General features: G+C 66.7%; 16 protein-coding genes. 8 read left to right on the top strand and 8 right to left on the bottom strand.

All coding sequences use genetic code 11. The annotated features are described in order from the left end of the window. Positions 1 to 11: 11 nt before the first annotated feature. Positions 12 to 1,739: a SulP family inorganic anion transporter gene (locus tag V5B60_RS08845; protein ID WP_332346679.1), complete on the bottom strand. Its 1,728-nt coding sequence runs from the start codon at positions 1,737 to 1,739 to the stop codon at positions 12 to 14. Here V5B60_RS08845 and V5B60_RS08840 point away from each other — a divergent pair. Continuing rightward, the gene (locus V5B60_RS08840; protein ID WP_332346678.1) at positions 1,726 to 1,983 is read left to right on the top strand and encodes a hypothetical protein; all 258 of its coding nucleotides are present in this window, start codon (positions 1,726 to 1,728) and stop codon (positions 1,981 to 1,983) included. The genes V5B60_RS08845 and V5B60_RS08840 overlap by 14 nt on opposite strands. A 103-nt stretch (positions 1,984 to 2,086) precedes the next feature. Next, complete coding sequence (mgtE, locus tag V5B60_RS08835; protein WP_332346677.1) at positions 2,087 to 3,475, top strand: magnesium transporter; 1,389 nt, start codon at positions 2,087 to 2,089, stop codon at positions 3,473 to 3,475. Here mgtE and V5B60_RS08830 read toward each other — a convergent pair. The 3 genes from V5B60_RS08830 to V5B60_RS08820 all read right to left on the bottom strand — a co-directional run bounded on the left by V5B60_RS08830 (position 3,463) and on the right by V5B60_RS08820 (position 7,106). Continuing rightward, entirely contained in the window at positions 3,463 to 4,992 is a 1,530-nt protein-coding gene (locus tag V5B60_RS08830) for a CHAD domain-containing protein (RefSeq protein WP_332346676.1), read from the bottom strand. The genes mgtE and V5B60_RS08830 overlap by 13 nt on opposite strands. Before the next feature lie 141 nt (positions 4,993 to 5,133). After that, positions 5,134 to 6,447 (bottom strand): sensor histidine kinase, encoded by a 1,314-nt coding sequence (locus V5B60_RS08825; protein WP_332346675.1) that lies wholly within the window; start codon positions 6,445 to 6,447, stop codon positions 5,134 to 5,136. Continuing rightward, the gene (locus tag V5B60_RS08820; RefSeq protein ID WP_332346674.1) at positions 6,444 to 7,106 is read right to left on the bottom strand and encodes a response regulator; all 663 of its coding nucleotides are present in this window, start codon (positions 7,104 to 7,106) and stop codon (positions 6,444 to 6,446) included. The genes V5B60_RS08825 and V5B60_RS08820 overlap by 4 nt, the downstream gene beginning before the upstream one ends. 249 nt (positions 7,107 to 7,355) lie before the next feature. Between V5B60_RS08820 and hpnD the strand changes: the two genes are divergently transcribed. Together hpnD and hpnE are read left to right on the top strand one after the other, a co-directional pair. Next, on the top strand, positions 7,356 to 8,189 hold the full coding sequence (hpnD, locus tag V5B60_RS08815; protein WP_332346673.1) for a presqualene diphosphate synthase HpnD: 834 nt from the start codon (positions 7,356 to 7,358) through the stop codon (positions 8,187 to 8,189). Then, positions 8,186 to 9,541, top strand: coding sequence for a hydroxysqualene dehydroxylase HpnE (hpnE, locus tag V5B60_RS08810; RefSeq protein ID WP_332346672.1), 1,356 nt, complete (start codon positions 8,186 to 8,188; stop codon positions 9,539 to 9,541). The genes hpnD and hpnE overlap by 4 nt, the downstream gene beginning before the upstream one ends. Here hpnE and V5B60_RS08805 read toward each other — a convergent pair. Next, a complete protein-coding gene (locus V5B60_RS08805; protein WP_332346671.1) occupies positions 9,462 to 10,148 on the bottom strand; it encodes an ABC transporter ATP-binding protein in 687 nt (228 codons plus the stop codon). The two genes, hpnE and V5B60_RS08805, sit on opposite strands and share 80 nt — an antisense overlap. Between V5B60_RS08805 and V5B60_RS08800 the strand changes: the two genes are divergently transcribed. The 4 genes from V5B60_RS08800 (at position 10,147) to V5B60_RS08785 (ending at position 15,307) form a co-directional block, all read left to right on the top strand. Continuing rightward, positions 10,147 to 10,767 carry an arylesterase gene (locus tag V5B60_RS08800; protein WP_332346670.1) on the top strand — a complete coding sequence of 207 codons (621 nt, stop codon included), beginning with the start codon at positions 10,147 to 10,149 and terminating at the stop codon, positions 10,765 to 10,767. The genes V5B60_RS08805 and V5B60_RS08800 overlap by 2 nt on opposite strands. 28 nt (positions 10,768 to 10,795) lie before the next feature. Beyond that, a complete protein-coding gene (mnmH, locus tag V5B60_RS08795) occupies positions 10,796 to 11,851 on the top strand; it encodes a tRNA 2-selenouridine(34) synthase MnmH (protein WP_332346669.1) in 1,056 nt (351 codons plus the stop codon). 119 nt (positions 11,852 to 11,970) lie between these two features. Further along, positions 11,971 to 12,396, top strand: coding sequence for an OsmC family protein (locus tag V5B60_RS08790; protein ID WP_295349402.1), 426 nt, complete (start codon positions 11,971 to 11,973; stop codon positions 12,394 to 12,396). A 220-nt stretch (positions 12,397 to 12,616) separates the two neighbouring features. Continuing rightward, entirely contained in the window at positions 12,617 to 15,307 is a 2,691-nt protein-coding gene (locus V5B60_RS08785) for a bifunctional acetate--CoA ligase family protein/GNAT family N-acetyltransferase (RefSeq protein WP_332346668.1), read from the top strand. 132 nt (positions 15,308 to 15,439) lie between these two features. On the opposite strand, the gene V5B60_RS08780 is transcribed toward V5B60_RS08785, so the two are convergent. From V5B60_RS08780 to clpB, 3 genes are all read right to left on the bottom strand, one after another. Further along, positions 15,440 to 15,637: a DUF3460 family protein gene (locus V5B60_RS08780; RefSeq protein ID WP_295349406.1), complete on the bottom strand. Its 198-nt coding sequence runs from the start codon at positions 15,635 to 15,637 to the stop codon at positions 15,440 to 15,442. A gap of 101 nt (positions 15,638 to 15,738) precedes the next feature. Continuing rightward, positions 15,739 to 15,975 (bottom strand): DUF3567 family protein, encoded by a 237-nt coding sequence (locus tag V5B60_RS08775; protein WP_332346667.1) that lies wholly within the window; start codon positions 15,973 to 15,975, stop codon positions 15,739 to 15,741. Positions 15,976 to 15,989: 14 nt separating this feature from the next. Beyond that, complete coding sequence (clpB, locus tag V5B60_RS08770; RefSeq protein ID WP_332346666.1) at positions 15,990 to 18,569, bottom strand: ATP-dependent chaperone ClpB; 2,580 nt, start codon at positions 18,567 to 18,569, stop codon at positions 15,990 to 15,992. Positions 18,570 to 18,856 lie beyond the last annotated feature (287 nt).

Here is an 18,856-nt window from a genome sequence, read left to right as displayed (position 1 = left end):
CGGCAAGGATCTCAGCGCCGCGCCGCGCGCACGGCGGCATCGCCATGCTGCCGCGTGAACGCCTCGGCCGCTTTCCCGACCGAAACGAAGAAATCCATCTTGCCGATCTCTTCTGAAAGACCGACCTTGGCCAGTTCCTCGAGGAAGGGCCGCGGGGCATCGGCGATCTTGACGTCAACCCCCTCGTCGGCGAGTTCGCGGTGCAGCTCGGCGAAGCGCTGGGCAGCGGTCACGTCCATGTCGTGGATCGCCTGTGCGTCGATGACCAGCCAGCGCACCGGCGCGTCGGCCGCATCGACCAGGGTCCGGATGCGGTTCATGACATGCCGGGCGTTGGCGAACATCAGCGGCGCGTAGAGTCGGTAGACCAGCAGCCCGGGCACGCTTTCCACACCCTCCTCGTCGTCCCGGCAATCATGGAACTTGCCGTCGATGAGACGCCGGCGCAGCACTGCGTCGTCGGGTCGCGAGATCTCGACAAGAACCGAAATCAGCGACAGCAACAGTCCAAGGATGATCCCCGGTACGACGCCGGCGATCAGGATCGCCAGCGTCACGCCCATCGCGATGCCGCACTCGACCCGATCGACCCGGTACAGGCCGCGCAGCGAGGCCAGTTCCAGCATGCCGATCGCGGTGACGATCAGGATCGCTCCCAGCGCGACCTTCGGCAGCAGGGCGATCAGCCCGGTGAGGAAAAAGAGGAACAGCAGCAGCCCAATCGCCAGGATCAGCTGCGCCACCTGTGTCCGACCGCCGGCCGAATCGACGATCGAGGTCCGCGACTGGCTGGCGGAAACCGGAAAGCCCTGCCAGAGACCGGCGAGGATGTTCGCCGAACCGAGGGCGACGAGCTCGCGATTCGGCCGCACCTCGTAGCCGTTCTTTTCGGCAAAGGTCTGCGCCAGCAGGATACCGTCCGAAAAGGCGAGAAAGGCAATCGCCACCGCCGCCGGCACCAGCGCCGCGAGGTCTGCCCAGCGCACGCCGGGAATCGTCAGGCTCGGCACGCCCGAAGGCACGGCGCCGACCAGAGCGATGCCGTAGCTGCCGAGATCGAAAAGAAAGGTGGCGACGATCGCCACCGCACACACCGCCAGCGCGCCGGGAATCCGTGGCGCCCAGCGCGCCAGCCCGACCAGCAGGAGAACCAGCAGCACGCCGAGAATGAAGGTGGGAACCTGCGTCTGCGGCAGCTTCTCGATGACCGTGAAGACGATCTCGAAGAACTCCTCGCCTTCGGTCTTGATGCCGAACATCTTGCCCAACTGGGTGGCGATGAGGACCAGCGACGCCCCGTTCAGATAGCCGATGAGAACCGGTCTCGACAGCAGGTCGGCGATGACCCCGAGCTTCAGCCGGGCGGCAAGCAGCAGGACGCATCCCGACAGGACACCGAGGATCGCCGCCAGAACGACGATGCGTGCCGGATCGCCACCGGCGAGCGGCAGGATCGCCGAGCCGGCGAGCAGACCGATTGCCGCATCCGGTCCGGCGATGACGTGCCGCGAACTGGAAAACAGCGCATAGCCGATCGCCGCCGCCAGCGCCGCATAGAGGCCGGCGATCGGCGGCAGGTGCACGAGTTCGGCGTAGGCGATCACTGAGGGAATCGAGACGATGCAGGCGGAAAGACCGGCGATCGAATCCTTGCTCAGCCAGGCCAGGCGATACTCGCGCAACGTGGCGAGCAGCGGCAGGCCTGAATTAAGGAATCTGGAGACGATGGAAGCATTCATGTGCATGGATCCGAAAGAATCTGCTGCGCCGACCGGCGCCGCTCTGCCGTCCACCCGCCGGGTCACCGCCGAATTTGCTCGATCGCTCCAGCAATCCCTGGCGAACCATGACGAAGTATTCAAACCGGCAAAAGAATGCACCATAAGCCGGCACCAAGGCAAGCGGCGCACAAACCGGTTTTCGATGGGTTCGTCGAAGGCCGCGCCGCACAACCCCGAGCAGCACGCGGCGTGCGTTGCGTGACGCTCGGTGCAGTAGCGCTACCAGGATGATGGACCGCCATCGCGAGAGCAGGTAAACTTGCGGCCCGATCGCCGCGCCAGCCAGCTTCAGGGAGAACTTCGCCATGCAGATCAATGTTGAAACCAAGCCCGTCGGCTCCGCCGCCTACGACGCCCGCAAAAAGCGCCTGGTGGAAACGATCGACCGGCTCTACCTGCGCGAGGCGAAGGCACCCTTGCAGAAGATGATCTCGCGCATCCATCCGGCCGATATGGCGGCGATCCTCGACGACTTGCCGCCGGCGCATGTGGTCGACATCTTTCATGCCATTGCCGACACTGCGATGGCAGCCGACGTATTCAATCAGTTGCCCGCCGACCGGCGCACCCAGTTGCTGACCGAGTCGTCGATCGAGAAGATCGCCGGAGTCCTCGAGCATCTGCCGCCGGACGACCTCGCCGACCTCATCGGGGAGTTGCCGGAAGACCAGCGCGAGCAACTGATGGCCCTGCTCGGACGCGACAGCAAGGATGAGGTCGAAAGTTTGCTGCAGTACGACCCGAACAGCGCGGGCGGCATCATGACGACCGACTTCTTCTCGCTGCCCCACAGCCTCAGCGTCGAGGAAGCGATCGAGAACATCCGCAGCCGTGAGGACGTCGAGATGGTGTTCTATCTCTACCTCACCGACGAGATGGGTCGCCTGGTCGGCGTCGTCTCGCTGCGGCAGTTGCTGCTCACGCGAGCAGGCACGCCCCTGCACAAGGTCATGAACCGGCGAGTCATGAAGGTGACCACGGATACCGACCAGACCACGGTCGCGATGCTCGTCGACAAGTATCGGCTGCTCGCCATCCCGGTGGTGGACGAGGACAACGTCCTGGTCGGCATGGTCACCGTCGACGACGTGATCGACGTCATCGAGGAAGAGACGACGCGCGACATGCTGAAGATGGCAGGTACCAGCGAGTCGGAGACACTCACCCATTCGGCCCTGAAGATCGCCACCATCCGCCTCCCCTGGTTGCTGGCGGCCTTCATCGGCGGCCTGGCGGCGACAGCGGTGATCGGACAGTACGAGGAGATCCTCGGCCAGGTGCTCGTCCTCAGCGCCTTCCTGCCCGTCATCATGGGTATGGCCGGCAACGTCGGCGTCCAGTCCGCAACCGTCGCCGTGCGCGGCCTGGCGACCGGCTCCATCGACGTCAAGGACACGCTGCCACTGGTCCTCAAGGAACTGCGCGTCGGCCTCGCTCTCGGTGGCTTCTACGGCGTCATCCTCGGCATCTATGGCTACTTCATGCACCACAGCCTGCAACTCGGGCAGGTGGTCGGTCTGACGATCCTCGGCAACATGACCGGCGCCGCCCTGCTGGCGGTATTGCTGCCCATGATGTTTCAGCGGATGAAGGTCGATCCGGCAGTGGCGACCGGCCCGTTCGTCACCACCGCCATCGACATCCTCGGTGTTCTCAACTACTTCGTCATCGCCAGCTGGATCTACAAGCTGTAGGCAGGCTGTCGCGAGCGCGAGCGGTCACCGGCCGGCCGCTCCGGCGACTGCCACGGCGGCAGTCGCTGCTGGAAATCATCGAGCAACTGCGCAAACTCGGGCAACAGCTCTGCAGTCTGTGCCGCCAGCCAGTCCTGCACCTGAACCCGGCTTGCAGCCGGCAGGACTGCGGCGACCAGTTGTGTCGCCACGGCAAGGTCATTGAGCCTCCCCAACATCTCCTGCAGCGCGGTCGCCGACTGGAGGTAGTCGGCCAGCAATGGGCCGGCCAGCAGCGGAGAAAAGAACTCGAGGCCGTAGCGAAGCTGCTTGAACGCGACGCGCAGGCGATGACGAGCGGCGACGTCGGTCTGCAACGGCGCCGCTGCGCGCTCATTGACACGCCGTGCGCGCTTGCCCAGGCAGCGCGGAACGAAATCGGCGAGCCGGCCAGCCGGCGAAACGGGCAGATCGACCAGTGCGGCGCGGAAATCGAGCAAGAGCCGCGAATAGTCCTCCGACTGCAGTGCCCTGCGGCTCACCCGACGGTAGCTGGCACAACGGCCTTGCACGCGGCTTGCGAGACGAGCGCCGTCAACCCTGCCGGCGAAGACCTCGGCCAGAACGGGCAGGGTCTCGGCACGGAAGACATCCCAGTTTCGGTTGTCGCCAAGCTGTGTCGCCAGCGCCTGCCAGAGCGGATCGAAGCGGGCGACGAAAGCTTCGGGCAGCAGCGGCTCCCAGAGGCGGATCGCCGACCTCAGGCGACGGATGGCAACCCGTGCCTGATGGACGAACTCCGCTTCCTCGCTGTCACGGACACCCTGCTCATTGGCCTGCAGATGGCCGATGCACGCCACCGCGATCAGACGAAAGGCGTCCATCGTCGGCATGTCGGCGTGAACGGCGACCGGCTGCGCCTTGACTGCCAGCAGGGGTGCGGCATCGAGGAGGCGGTAGGCGCGCTCCGACTTGCTGCCCGCTTCGGGATGCATCGGCACGCCGGCCTGGAGATCGAGAGCGACAGCGAAGAGATCGCTCAGTGACCCCGACAACAGTTCGATCTCAACCTCACGGATGCTCTGACGGCGTCCTGCGGCCTCTATCCGGCCGCGGTCGAGCGCGACTTCGATGCGCACACCGGAACGTGGCGCGAAGACATGCGCCTCGCGCCGGAAGCGGGTGGTGAACACCGGTTGCAGTTCATCGCGCAGGGATTCGAGAAGCTCGCGGACGGCGACGTCGTCCACATGCGCGAAATCGAAGTCGCCTGCCCGACCAGGCGCCTCCCATTCGCCACGCTGCGCCAGCCCGGCAGCAAGCGGCGGCGCCGTCTTCACGCCCAGCAACCACTGGCGCCCGTGCTGCCGGTAGCGAACGACGATTCGTTCGCGCCGCAGGCGGCGGTCCGCTGTGTCGTAGTAGGTGTTGCGCAGCAACTTCGTGCTGCGTTCGCTGCCCGCCAGCAGCGGCAGTTCCAGCAATCGTTGAGCCGCAGCCGCCGACAGGGACAGCTTGATTTCCGTTTCCGTGGCCATCGACGACCTCTTGCTGGCGAAGACCGGGCCCCCCCGGCGGTTCAGACCTTTTCCCCTGGCACCAAGCCTCGCGACCCGCTCCGCGAGCAAGGCATGCTGCCACTGCAGACTCTAGCACAACAATGGCCCCGGACATCTCGGTCACGGTGGCGCCAGGCGAGGAAATTCGACACGCGCACGCAGGCCGCCGAGGCTTGCATCGGCGAGCAGGACGCGTGCGCGGTGGCGCTCGGCAATGGCCCTGACGATCGCCAGCCCGAGCCCGCTGCCCGCCTCGCCGGCTGCCGCGCGGCGGTAGAAGCGGTCGAACACCCGCTCGCGTTCGGCGGGCGGGATTCCTCCTCCCGAATCACAGACTTCGACGAACGGCAGATCGTCGCTGCTGCCGGTCACGACATCGACCCGCCCGCCACGCGGCGTGAAGCGCAAGGCATTACTGACCAGGTTGGCAAGAAGGATGCGCAGGGCATCGGCGTCGCCGGCGACCAAGCAGGACTGCTGCTGTGCTGGCGCTCCGAGATCGATCTGCCTCGCCTCGGCCAGCAACAGGTGATCGACGATGACCTCCGCCGCGAGTTGCCGCAAGTCGACCGGCTGCAGTGTCGACTCACCCGCACCGGGCTCCAGTCGCGCCAGCGTCAGCAACTGTTGCACCGAATGGGTGGCGCGCTGCAGGCCGCCCTTCAACTCGCTGAAGGCTTCGCTGCGCGCCGCGGCGTCGGCGGCGCGCTCGGCCAGCTGCACCTGCAGCGTCAGTGCCGCCAGCGGCGTCCGCAGTTCGTGTGCCGCATCGGCAACGAACTCGCGCTGTTGCTCGAGCGCTCGCTGCAGGCGCAGCAGGAGGTCGTTCAGCGCCACGACCAGTGGCACCACCTCGGCCGGCACCTGTTGGTCGGGCAATGGATCGAGCGCAACGGCGGTGCGCGTGCCGACTGCCTGCGCGACGTCGACCAGTGGCCGCAGGCCGCGGCCGATGACGACCCAGATCAGTACCGCGAGCACCGGCAGCAGGAGCAGGAAAGGCGCGACGATGCGCAGTGCAGCCGCCAGCGCCAGGCGGTCGCGCAGCTGCATCGGCTGCGCCACCTGGATCACCTGCCCGCCCTGCTGCAGACCGAAGACCCGCCACTTGCCGCTGCCGGTATCGACCGTCACATAGCCCAGAGGCACCTGGTGCGGCAAATCCTGCAGTGGATGCGACAGGTAGATGCGGGTCCCGTCCGCTGCCCAGATCTGGACCGAAAACTCCTCGGCATCGTCGCTGCCTGGCTTCCACCGCAGCGCACCATGCCGCGCCTCGTCTCGAAACGACAGCGCCAGTTGCCGCAACTGGTAATCGAGCAACGCGCTGGCTTCGTCGCGCGCCGTCCGATAGGCCGCCAGCGCTCCCGCCAGGGTGGCGAGGGTGATCACCGCCAGGAGTGCCAGCAGCAACTGGCGGCGGATCGACTTCATGGTGCCGGCGGCACCAGATAGCCGACGCCACGGATGTTCCTGATCCGCTCGGCGCCCAGCTTGCGCCGCAACGAGTGGATGTGCACCTCGACGGCGTTGCTGCCGATCTCCTCGCCCCAGCCATACAGGCGCTCCTCGAGGTCGGCGCGCGACAGCGGTGTGCCCGGACGTTCGAGCAGCGCCTGCAGCAGCGCGAACTCGCGCGCCGAGAGCAGTACCGGCTGGCCGTTCTGCGTCAGCTCGTGCGTTGCCGGATCGAGCTGCAGATCGCCGGCGACGAGCAGCGGCGTGGCCCGTCCGGCATGCCGACGCAGCACGGCGCGCATTCGTGCCGACAGTTCGTCGAGATCGAAGGGCTTCACCAGATAGTCGTCGGCGCCGGTGTCGAGCCCCTTGATGCGGTCGGCAACCGAATCGCGGGCGGTGATGACGAGCACCGGCACGCGACTGCCAGCACGCCGCAACCTGGCCAGCAGGTCGAGGCCAGATGCCCCGGGCAGCCCGAGGTCGAGCAGCAGCAGCTCGTACGGTGCCGTCGCCAGCGCCAGTTCGCCGGCATGCGCATCGCGCACCCAGTCGACCGCGCAGCCATCCTGCCGCAGCCCCTGCTGGACGCTCTTGCCGATCATCGGGTCGTCTTCAACCAGCAGCACGCGCATCCTCGTGACCTGCCGCAAAAATGGTTCGTCGGGCTCGCCGCAGTGCTGCCGGTGGCGAGCAATCCGGGCGACCCGTCAGAGTCTACCCGCTTTCGACGGCGCCGTGCGCCAGGCCGGCCACCGGCCGGCGCCGGCGCCCGAAGGCGACACATGGCTGGTCACCCGCGCGCCCGGCGGCGGCATCGCGAACGGCGCCGCGGCGGCGATGCTTGGGAGTATGATCGCCGGCTGGCGACCCCGAGACTGCCGATGACTCCCGACGAATACTGCCAACAGAAAGCGGCCCGCAGCGGTTCGAGCTTCTACTACAGCTTTCTCTTCCTGCCGGCCGCGCAGCGACGTGCGATCACCGCACTGTACGCCTTCTGCCGCGAGGTCGATGACGTCGTTGACGAATGCCAGGATCCGCAACTCGCGGCGACCAAACTGGCCTGGTGGCGCCAGGAGGTCGCGCGACTGGCGAGCGGCCAGGCACAGCACCCGGTGTCGCAGGCGCTGCAGGCGGCGAGCAGTGAGTATGGCCTGCCACCGGAACAGCTGCAGGAGGTCATCGACGGCATGGAGATGGACCTGCAGCAGTCGCGCTACCTCGACTTTCGCGCCCTGTCGCTCTACTGTCACCGTGTCGCCGGCGTCGTCGGTCTGCTCGCGGCGGAGATCTTCGGCTATCAGGATCGCCGGACGCGCAAGTACGCGCACGACCTCGGGTTGGCGTTCCAGCTCACCAACATCATCCGCGATGTCGGCGAGGATGCCCGGCGGGGTCGCATCTACCTGCCGATCGACGAACTGCAACGCTTCGAGGTGCCGGCTGCCGACATCCTCAACGCCCGTCATTCGGAAAACTTCCGCCGCCTGATGAACTTCCAGGTCGAGCGTGCCGAGAGCTACTACGCGCAGGCGATCGCGCAACTGCCGGCCGTGGACCGCCGGCAGCAACGTCCCGGGCTGGTGATGGCAGCGATCTATCGCACGCTGCTCGACGAGATCCGGCGCGATGGCTGCCAGGTGCTGCAGCAGCGGACTTCGCTGACGCCGCTGCGCAAGCTGTGGATCGCCTGGCGCACCTGGGCGCGGGGATGAGGGCCGCCGTCGTCGGTGGCGGCTGGGCAGGACTGGCGGCGGCGGTCGAACTGGCGCAGGCGGGGTTCCGGGTCACCCTCTTCGAGGCCTCCAGGCAACTCGGCGGCCGCGCACGCAGCGTCGAGCTGCACGGGCATCGACTCGACAATGGGCAGCACATCCTGGTCGGCGCCTACCACGAAACCCTGCGCCTGATGCGGACGGTCGGCGCCGATCCCGAGCGACTGCTGCTGCGACTGCCGCTCGAGCTGCGCTTTCCCGGCAGCCTGCCGCGGCCCTTCCGGCTCCGTCTGCCCCGGCTGCCGCCGCCGTTGCATCTCGCCGCCGGACTGCTCGCTGCTGCCGGCCCGACGCTCAGCGAAAAGCTCGCGGCGGCCCGTTTTCTTCGCGCCCTGCAGCGCAACGGCTATCGCGTGCCGGAAGGCGACAGCGTCGCCGAACTGCTCGACCGCCACGGCCAGCGCGGCGCACTGCGCAGCCATCTCTGGGAAGCACTCTGCCTCGCCGCGCTGAATACGCCGCCGGCGGCCGCTTCCGCCCGCATCTTCGCCAACACCCTGCGGGACAGCCTCGGCAGCGGCCGCACGGCAACCGACCTGCTGCTGCCAGCCGCCGATCTCGACCAACTGCTGCCGGCCGCCGCAGCCAGCTTCATCCGCCGGCACGGTGGCGAGATTCGCAACGGCTGCCGGATTCGCCGCATCGAAGCGGGACCGGCAGTTCTCGGCGAGGCTTTCGACTGCGCCGTCCTCGCCGTCGCGGCGCAGCATGCGCCCGCTCTGCTCGCCGGCCACCGGGCCACGGCAGAGCTGGCACAGACCCTCGCCGCCTACCGCTTCGAACCGATCGCCACGGCCTACCTCGGCTTTCCGCCGCATGTCTCACTGCCGCTGCCGATGCTCGGCCTCGCCCCCCGTTCGTCGACTGACGTCGGCCAGTGGGTCTTCGACCGCGGCGCGCTCTGCGGCACCGCCGGCGTCCTGGCCTTCGTCCTCAGCGCCCACGGGCCATGGCAGGAGCTCGACAACGCGGCGCTGGCGGCGCGGCTCGTCGGGCAACTCGCGGCCACCCTGCGACGCAGCCTGCCACCCGTTCTCTGGCAGCAGGTCATTCGCGAGCAGCGGGCAACCTTTTCCTGCCGCCCCGGTCTTGCGCGCCCGGGCGCACGGACGGCACTCGCCGGCTGGTGGCTGGCGGGTGATCATGCCTGCGCCGACTATCCGGCGACGCTCGAGGCAGCGGTCCGCAGCGGCGTTGCCGCCGCCCGCGAGATCAGGGCATCTCTTCCAGCTGGCCGGCATGCATGCGCAAGCGCCGCGAGCAGCGGGCCGCAATCTCCTCGTCGTGGGTGACGAGGATCAGCGTCGTCCCGCGCTCGGCATTGAGCGCGAACATCAGCTCGATCACCTGGTGGCCGGTCGCAGCATCCAGGTTGCCCGTCGGCTCGTCGGCCAGCACCAGCCGCGGCCCGGGGGCAAAGGCGCGCGCCAGGGCGACGCGCTGCTGCTCGCCGCCCGACAGGTGCTTCGGATAGTGCCGCAGGCGCTCGCCCAGGCCAACGCGCTGCAGCCAGAACGCAGCCTGGGCGCGGGCATTGGCGGTGCCCGCGAGTTCGAGCGGCAGCATCACGTTCTCCAATGCCGTCAGCGACGGCAGCAACTGGAAGCTCTGAAAGACGAAGCCCAGCAGACGCCCGCGCAGCACCGCCCGCGCGTCCTCGTCGAGCCCGCCGAGTTCCTCGCCCGCCAGCCGTACCGAACCGCTGCTCGGCCGGTCCAGCCCGGCCAGCAGGCCGAGCAGCGTCGACTTGCCCGAACCCGACGCACCGACGATCGCCACCGTCTCCGCGGCGGCGACGACGAACGAAATATCGTGCAGAATGGTCAACGGCTCGCCACCGTTATCTACGCGTTTGGCGAGTTCCCTGACCTCAACGACCACCGATGTTTCCCGAACCATGCCCGCTTTCCCCAACTGTCGCCGCCTCCTGCTTGCCGGCCTGATGTTGCTCGCCAGCGGCACCGCCGGTGCGGCCATGAACATCCTCGTCTTCGGTGACTCGCTGTCGGCGGGCTACGGCATTCGCCAGGATGCCGCCTGGCCAGCCCTCTTGAGCCGGCGGCTGCAGGAGAAGAAGCTCGATTATAAGGTCGTCAACCTCAGCATCTCGGGTGAAACCACCAGCGGCGGCCGCGCACGGATCGACGACGCCCTCGACAGGCACTCGCCGCGGGTGGTCATCCTCGCGCTCGGCGCCAACGACGGCCTGCGCGGACTGCCACTGGCGCAACTGCGCGACAACCTGACGGCGATCGTCGCCAAAGCGCAGCAGAGGAATGCGCGCGTACTGCTCGTCGGCCAGCGCATCCCGCCCAACTACGGATCCTATGCCGCGCAGTTCCACGCCACCTTTGGCGAAGTGGCCAAGGCCCGCAAGACGGCACAAGTAGACTTCCTGCTCGACGGTGTCGCGACACAGGCACAGCTGTTCCAGGCCGACAACCTGCACCCGACCGCCGAGGCGCAGCCGCTATTGCTCGACAACATCTGGCGGGGACTGGCACCGCTGCTAAAATGAGGGCCCGAAAGCCGGAGACGCTGGCGGCATGAAACACGATATCGCGACGATCGGACAGCTTGCCGATCTGTCGGCCTTCGACGAGATCATCGATGTCCGCTCGCCGGCCGAGTTTGCCGACGACCACATTCCAGGATCGGTGAACTGCCCGGTGCTCGACGACCGGCAGCGCAGCGAGGTCGGCACGCTCTACAAACAGGTGTCACCCTTCGCCGCCCGCCGGATCGGAGCGGCCTACGTCGCCGAGAACATCGCCGGCCACCTGCGCAGCCACTTCTGCCAACGCGACAGGAACTGGCAACCTCTTGTCGTCTGCTGGCGGGGCGGTCAGCGCAGCGGCTCGCTGACGCACATCCTGCGGCGCATCGGCTGGGATGCGCAACAGCTCGCAGGCGGCTACAAGACCTATCGCCGGCTGGTCATCGCCGGTCTCGCCGAGATCCCCCGGGGCCTTTCGCTGCGGGTGCTCTGTGGCGCCACTGGCAGCGCCAAGAGCCGTATCCTGCAGGCGATCGGGGCGCGTGGCGAGCAGATCCTGGACCTCGAGGAGTTGGCCTGCCACAAGGGCTCGGTGCTGGGCGTCCTGCCCAACTGCCGGCAACCTTCGCAGAAAATGTTCGAATCGCGCCTGTTGACCGCGCTGACGGCGCTCGACCCCAGCCGGCGGGTGTTCGTCGAGGCCGAGAGTCGCAAGATCGGTTCGTTGCAGGTGCCTGAAACGCTGATCGCGACCATGCGCGCCGGTGAATGCATCACCATAGAGGCATCGATCGATTCCCGCGTCGACTTCCTCCTGCGCGATTACGAGTATTTCCTGGGCGACCCGGACTGGCTGCTCGCCCGCCTGCACGCCCTGCGCGATCTGCAGGGCAGCGAGGCAATCCAGCGCTGGTCGGGGTACGCGCGCAACGCTTCCTGGCGCGAACTGGTGCGGGAGTTGCTGCAACTGCACTATGACCCGCTCTATTGCCGCTCACAGAAACAGAACTACGCCGGCTTCACGGCGCCGGTGACCCTGTCCACCGCCGATCTGAGCGCCGGCGGCATCGACGCTCTGGCCAGCCGCATCTGCGGCGCTGCCTGATCGCCCGGTCGCCCGCTCAGAGCCAGGTGATCAGGTCGTGGCGCGCCACAGCGAAACGGAAAATGTGAGCCGCGACCGCCTTTCGATTATCATCCGTGCCATCGCGTCGGAGAAGCGGAATGACAGAAGACAGGCAGCACGATCGGGTCGTCGTCAGCGAAAACGGACGCGGACCTTACCAGCAGACGATCGAGATCGGCAAGCACCGGCTGCTCGCCGACGAGCCCCCCGCCCTGGGTGGCGAGGACAGCGGTCCGGCGCCCTTCGACCTGCTGCTCGCCAGCCTCGGCGCGTGCACCTCGATCACCCTGCGCATGTACGCCCAGCGCAAGCGGCTGCCACTGGCGCGGGTACGCGTCGAGCTGCAGCACGACCGCGTCGATGTGGCCGGAAGCGGCAAGCGCGATCGCATCGTTCGCCAGATCCGCCTCGAAGGCGACCTGAGCGCAGACCAGCGCAGCGCACTGCTGGCGATCGCCAACAAGTGCCCGATGTACCGCACGCTGCGTTCCGACCTGCTGATCGACAGCATCGTCGCCGAATGAGCCGGCGGCTCGACGCCACGGCAGCCGGCACGGGTATTGCGGCCAGCGCCACGCACGCACGCCCGCAGGGTGGCGGGATTTGGCCCGAAGCGTGCGGAATGCCGCAATGGCGGTCGATTGGAAGCTGCTCCCTAGAGACTTCGGCGACTGGTTGTGGTAAATTGATGCAGTGCAACATCCACCACCGCAACACCTCTCACCCGGGAGGTGATTGGCCATCATGCTAGAACACCACTACCTCACGACACTGTTTGAGCCGAAATCCGTCGCCGTCATCGGCGCTTCCGACCGCGTTGATTCGGTCGGCAACGTCCTGTTCAGGAACATCCTCGAATCGGGTTACCGCGGCCGTCTCTACCCGATCAACCCGGCCCACGAGAGCATCCAGGGCGTCCAGGCGTACAAGTCGATCGAAGAGATCAGCGCCCGTGTCGAGATGGCGGTGATCGTCACCCGCCCGCAGACGGTGCCTGGGGTCATCGAGCAGTGTGGCCGCAGCGGCGTCAAGAACGCGATCGTCATCACTTCCGGTTTCGCCGAGGCGGGTCATTCCGGCGCCGCACTGCAGCGCAAGATGATGGAGATCGCCCGCAGCTATGGTGTCCGCCTGCTCGGCCCGAACTGTCTGGGGATCATTCGTCCCAACCTCGGCCTCAACGCCACCTTTGCCCGCGTGCACGCCGACTCCGGCCATCTGGCCCTGGTTTCGCAGTCAGGCGCGATCTGCTCGGCGGTTCTCGACTGGGCGAGGAGCAACCGCATCGGCTTCTCCAGCGTGATCTCGCTCGGCGGCACGACGGACGTCGATTTCGGCGAAATCCTCGATTACCTGATCTACGACAACCTGACGCACTACATCCTGCTCTACGTCGAAGGCATCCGCGATGCCCGCCGCTTCATGAGCGCGCTGCGCTCGGCGGCGCGCATCAAGCCGATCGTCCTGTTGAAGGCCGGCCGCCACGCCGGCGGCCTGGCGGCAGTCGAAACGCACTCGGGAATGGCGGCCGGCTCCGACATTGTCTTCGAATCGGCCGTGCGGCGCGCAGGCGTCGTCCGCGTCAAGAACATCGGCCAGTTGTTCTACGCCGCCAAGGCGCTGGCGTCGAAGTTCCGCCCACAGGGCAAGCGCCTGGCGATCATCACCAACGGTGGCGGACCCGGCGCGATGGCCGCCGACCGTGCGGGCGATCTCGAGATTCCGCTGGCACAGCTCTCCACGGAGACGATGCAGAAGCTGAATGCCACTCTGCCACGCACTTGGTCGCAGAGCAACCCGGTGGACATCGAGGGCGACGCGACGCCGAAGCGCTACCATGACGCCACCCTGGCGGTGGCCGAGGACGATGCCGTCGACGGCGTCCTGGTGATGCTCTCGCCGCAAGCGATGACGCAGCCGATGGAAGTCGCCAAGGCGGTGATCGAGGTCGACCTGCAGACCGCCAAGCCGATCCTCACCTGCTGGATGGGCGAAGAACAGGTTCACGAGGCGCGCAGCCTGCTCGAGGACGCCGGGATTCCGTCGTTCCGCATGCCGGAAACCGCGATCGAGCTCTACTATCACATCTCGACCTACTACTGGAACCAGAAGCTGCTGCTGCAAACGCCGGCGCCATCGTCGAAGCACTCGCGTCCGGAGACCGAAGGCGCGAAGATGCTGATCGAGGCCGTGTTGCACGAGCGGCGCAAGCTGCTCTCGGAGATGGAGTCGAAGGCCATCCTGCGCGCCTTCCGCATTCCGGTGGCGCAGACCATGGTCGCGCATACGCCGACCGAGGCGCTGCTCCTCGCCGAGCAGATCGGTTTCCCGATCGCGATGAAGATCGACTCGCCCGACATTCTCCACAAGAGTGAGGTCGGTGGCGTGCGCCTGAACATCACCAACGCGCCGGCAGCCCGCAACGCCTATCACGACATCATCGAGACGGTGAAGAAACGGCATCCGACGGCACGCATCAACGGCCTGTCGATCGAGCCGTTCCTCGCCCGGCCGAACGGCCGCGAGCTGATGATCGGCGTCTCGCGCGACCCGATCTTCGGGCCGATCATCACCTTTGGCGCGGGTGGCACCGAGGTCGAGGTGTTCAGCGATCGCGCGGTGGCGCTGCCGCCGCTCAACCGCTTCCTGGCGCGCGACCTGATCCAGTCGACACGCGCCTCGAAACTGCTCGGCGAGTTCCGCAACATGCCGGCGATCAACCACGAGGCACTCGAGGAGATCCTCCTGCATGTGTCACAGATGATCTGTGAACTGCCGTGGTTGCAGGAACTCGACCTGAACCCGCTGATTGTCGACGAAAGTGGCGGCATCGCCGCCGATGCCCGCATCGTCATCGATTATGCAGCGCCTTCCGGTGACCGCTACGCGCACATGGCGATCCACCCCTACCCGGTGCACCTGATCCAGGAATGGGAGTTGCCCGACGGCCGCACCGTCACCATCCGGCCAATCCGGCCCGAAGATGCCGAACGCGAACAACGCTTCGTCATCGGCATGTCCGACGAGAGCAAGTATTACCGCTTCATGGACACCATCCGCGAGCTGACGCAGACGATGCTGGTGCGTTTCACGCAGATCGATTACGACCGCGAGATGGCCTTGGTGGCGACACTACCCGATGCCGACGGCCAGGAAGTCCAGATCGGCGTCTCGCGCTATGTCACCAACCCGGACGGCGAGTCGGTCGAATTCGCGCTTGCCGTCGCCGACGACTGGCAGCGACACGGCGTCGGGCGCAAGTTGATGAGCGCGCTGATCGACTGTGCCCGCATCAAGGGCTACCGCAGCATCGTCGGCGACGTGCTGTCGATGAACAGCAAGATGTTCAGCCTGATGACCAAACTCGGCTTCACCATCCACCCACACCCGGACGATCCAGCGGTGAAGCGCGTCGTCAAACCGCTCAACAACTAGCTGTTGTTGCGGCGCTGCCCGGGGTCGGAGGCAGGCCCCGCGGCCTGCTGCCAAACCAGCCATCCGGCTCCGCCTTGCCGCTCCCTTCGAAGACACCCGCAGCGCGCGGCCGGAACCGCCCCCGGCGGCGGCTCAGCGCTGCTCGAAATTGACGTCGTAGGGATACGGACGCTGCGGCTCGCTGGCCTGCCGCAGCGCGTTCTGCTCTTCGAGGTCGACCTTCCTGTCCCACCAGATCGCCCTGCCCCGCCTCTGATCCTCGGCCCACTCGGGGTGCTGCGCCAGCATCTCGCGCATGAACTTGGTGTGATCGGATTCGTACAGCGCCATCTCGCCTGCTCCCGGTAAGAGTGCCCGCCACGGCGGCGAACTGCCACCGATTATACGCCCGTCGGGCATCCCCGGCAGCGGCCCGGTGACGCCCGCAAGCCTCAGTGCAGCACGATCGGCCGCGCCGTGCCGGCGCAGTATTCGTCCAGAAGCGCATCGACCGACTCTTCGCTGCGCTGCTCGTCGGGAATGCTCTCGATCGCCCGGCGCAACCCGCCCGCCGCCGCCCCGTGCACGAACAGGCTGCGGCTGCACGTCTTGTCGACCAATTCCAGGGCCTCGTGCGTCGGGTAGGCAACGATCGCATACTGCTGGCTGTTGTAAACGATGCTGATCATGGCTACGATCTCCCTCAACCCTTTGCGAAACGCATGATGCCGCCTTCAGAGGCGACGCGGATGCGCTCTCCGGCGGCGAAACGCCCTTCGAGAATCGCCTTGGCCAGCGGGTCCTCGATCTGCGACTGGATCGCACGCTTCAGCGGCCGCGCGCCGTAGACCGCGTCGAAGCCGGCAGTGGCGATTTCCCCCAGGGCGCTGTCGGTCACCTCGAGCTGCAGCTCCATCTGTGCCAGACGCCGTTCGAGATAGCCAAGCTGGATCTTCGCGATCGAGCGGATGTGCTGTTCGTCGAGCGCATGGAAGACGACGACCTCGTCGATGCGATTGATGAACTCGGGCCGAAAGTACGACTTCACCTCGCCCATCACCGCCAGCTTGATCAGTTGATGGTCGTCACCGGCCATCTGCTGGATCATCTGGCTACCGAGATTCGAGGTCATCACCACCACCGTGTTCTTGAAATCGACCGTACGGCCGTGGCCGTCGGTCATGCGCCCGTCGTCGAGCACCTGCAGCAGCACGTTGAAGACGTCGGCGTGCGCCTTCTCCACCTCGTCGAGCAGGATCACCGAATACGGCTTGCGACGCACGGCCTCGGTCAGGTAGCCCCCCTCCTCGTAGCCGACGTAGCCCGGCGGCGCTCCGATCAGGCGCGATACGGAATGCTTCTCCATGAACTCGCTCATGTCGACGCGGATCAGGTGCTCGTCGGAGTCGAAGAGGAAAGCGGCCAGCGCCTTGCACAGCTCGGTCTTGCCGACTCCGGTCGGACCGAGGAAGAGGAACGAGCCATAGGGCCGGTTCGGATCGGCGAGCCCGGCGCGCGAGCGGCGGATCGCGTTCGCCACCAGGCGCACCGCTTCGTCCTGCCCGACGACGCGCTGGTGCAGGCGTTCCTCCATCTGCAGCAGCTTCTCGCGCTCGCCCTGCATCATCTTCGACACCGGGATGCCGGTCGCCCGCGACACTACCTCGGCGATCTCCTCACTGCCGACCTCCGTGCGCAGCAGTCGCTTCTGGCCACCGCCGTCGCCGGATTTCTCGGCAGCCTTCATCTGCGCTTCGAGTTGCGGCAACCGGCCGTACTGCAATTCGGCCAGCTTGTCGTACTGCCCCTTGCGCTGCAGTTCGGCCATCTGCGCCTTCAGCCGGTCGATCTCCTCCTTGATCTGCGCGCTGCCCTGAACCTGCGACTTCTCCGCCTTCCAGATCTCGTCGAGGTCGTTGTACTCGCGCTCGAGCTTGAGCAGTTCCTCCTCGATCAGGTGCATGCGCTTCTTCGACGCCTCGTCGCGCTCCTTGCGCACGGCCTCGCGCTCGATCTTGAGCTGGATCATCCGCCGGTCGAGCCTGTCCATCACCTCGGGCTTGGAGTCGATCTCCATCTTGATCCGCGCCGCCGCCTCGTCGATCAGGTCGATCGCCTTGTCGGGCAGGAAGCGGTCGGTGATGTAGCGATGCGACAGCTCGGCAGCGGCGACGATCGCCGGGTCGGTGATGTCGACACCGTGGTGCAGCTCATACTTTTCGCGCAGTCCGCGCAGGATGGCGATCGTCGACTCGACGCTCGGCTCGTCGATCAGCACCTTCTGGAAACGGCGCTCGAGGGCCGCATCCTTCTCGATGTACTTGCGGTACTCATCGAGCGTCGTCGCACCGACGCAGTGCAGCTCGCCACGCGCCAGCGCCGGCTTCAGCATGTTGCCGGCGTCGATCGCGCCTTCGGCCTTGCCGGCGCCGACCATCGTGTGCAGTTCGTCGATGAAGACGATGATCCGCCCCTCTTCCTGCGCGATTTCCTTGAGCACGGCCTTCAGCCGCTCCTCGAACTCACCGCGGTACTTGGCACCGGCGAGCAGCGCCGCCATGTCGAGGCTGAGGACTTTCTTGCCCTTCAACGTTTCCGGCACCTCACCATTGACGATGCGCTGCGCGAGCCCCTCGACGATCGCCGTCTTGCCGACGCCCGGCTCACCGATGAGCACCGGATTGTTCTTCGTCCGCCGCTGCAGGATCTGGATCGCCCGCCGGATCTCGTCGTCACGGCCGATCACCGGGTCGAGCTTGCCGAGACGGGCACGCTCCGTCAGGTCGATGCAATACTTGGCAAGCGACTGTCGCTGTCCTTCGGCTTCCTGACTGTCGACCGCCTGACCGCCACGCACCGAAGCCACCGCCTGTTCGAGCGAAGCCTTGACCAGTCCGTGCTGTTTCGCCAGCCGGCCGCAGTCGCCCTTGTCGTCGGCGAGTGCGAGCAGGAACAGTTCGGAAGCGATGAACTGGTCGCCACGCTTCTGCGCCTCCTTGTCGGTGAGGTTGAGCAGGTTCGCCAGGTCGCGCCCCACCTGCACCTCGCCACCATGCCCTTGCACCTTCGGCAGGCGGCCGACCGCCTGCACCAGCGCCGCCTTCAGCGCCTGCACATTGACGCCGGCGCGTGCCAGCAGCGATGCGGTCGAGCCATCTTCCTGCTGCAGCAGCGCGAGCAGCAGGTGCTGCGGCTCGATGATCTGGTTGTCGTGGCCAATCGCGAGACTCTGGGCATCGGCCAGTGCCTGCTGGAACTTCGTCGTCAGTTTGTCCAAACGCATGTGCTGCACTCCTTGCCGGAAATGGGTCGATGACATGCATATGGGGCCGACCGGGCGCAGTTCAATGCGCCACGCCGAGCCGCTGACGAGTTGATGGACCGGTCCCTGCTGCGACCGGAGTGGCGCCAGGCCGTCGTCGCGTCGCGGTCACCTTGGGCTCGGAGATGCTGCCGCCGCAGACAGGCGGGGTGACGGCGTAGCCGTGGGAATCGAAGTCCATCCTGCTGTCCGAGACGCCACCCATCACGCGAAGCAGCGGCGGCGGGTACGGTTGCTGTCCGAGCGCT

Origin of the sequence: Accumulibacter sp., from assembly GCF_036625195.1 — a bacterium.
GTDB lineage: Bacteria > Pseudomonadota > Gammaproteobacteria > Burkholderiales > Rhodocyclaceae > Accumulibacter.
This window is presented reverse-complemented; position numbering and strand designations above follow the sequence as displayed.

Coding starts and splice junctions, on each gene's coding strand:
- clpB (WP_332346666.1), bottom strand. CDS start 18,569: ATGCGTTTGGACAAACTGACGACGAAGTTCCAGCAGGCACTGGCCGAT.
- mnmH (WP_332346669.1), top strand. CDS start 10,796: ATGAAACACGATATCGCGACGATCGGACAGCTTGCCGATCTGTCGGCC.
- V5B60_RS08800 (WP_332346670.1), top strand. CDS start 10,147: ATGCCCGCTTTCCCCAACTGTCGCCGCCTCCTGCTTGCCGGCCTGATG.
- V5B60_RS08785 (WP_332346668.1), top strand. CDS start 12,617: ATGCTAGAACACCACTACCTCACGACACTGTTTGAGCCGAAATCCGTC.
- V5B60_RS08775 (WP_332346667.1), bottom strand. CDS start 15,975: ATGATCAGCATCGTTTACAACAGCCAGCAGTATGCGATCGTTGCCTAC.
- mgtE (WP_332346677.1), top strand. CDS start 2,087: ATGCAGATCAATGTTGAAACCAAGCCCGTCGGCTCCGCCGCCTACGAC.
- hpnD (WP_332346673.1), top strand. CDS start 7,356: ATGACTCCCGACGAATACTGCCAACAGAAAGCGGCCCGCAGCGGTTCG.
- V5B60_RS08845 (WP_332346679.1), bottom strand. CDS start 1,739: ATGAATGCTTCCATCGTCTCCAGATTCCTTAATTCAGGCCTGCCGCTG.
- V5B60_RS08830 (WP_332346676.1), bottom strand. CDS start 4,992: ATGGCCACGGAAACGGAAATCAAGCTGTCCCTGTCGGCGGCTGCGGCT.
- V5B60_RS08820 (WP_332346674.1), bottom strand. CDS start 7,106: ATGCGCGTGCTGCTGGTTGAAGACGACCCGATGATCGGCAAGAGCGTC.
- V5B60_RS08790 (WP_295349402.1), top strand. CDS start 11,971: ATGACAGAAGACAGGCAGCACGATCGGGTCGTCGTCAGCGAAAACGGA.
- V5B60_RS08840 (WP_332346678.1), top strand. CDS start 1,726: ATGGAAGCATTCATGTGCATGGATCCGAAAGAATCTGCTGCGCCGACC.
- V5B60_RS08825 (WP_332346675.1), bottom strand. CDS start 6,447: ATGAAGTCGATCCGCCGCCAGTTGCTGCTGGCACTCCTGGCGGTGATC.
- V5B60_RS08780 (WP_295349406.1), bottom strand. CDS start 15,637: ATGGCGCTGTACGAATCCGATCACACCAAGTTCATGCGCGAGATGCTG.
- hpnE (WP_332346672.1), top strand. CDS start 8,186: ATGAGGGCCGCCGTCGTCGGTGGCGGCTGGGCAGGACTGGCGGCGGCG.
- V5B60_RS08805 (WP_332346671.1), bottom strand. CDS start 10,148: ATGGTTCGGGAAACATCGGTGGTCGTTGAGGTCAGGGAACTCGCCAAA.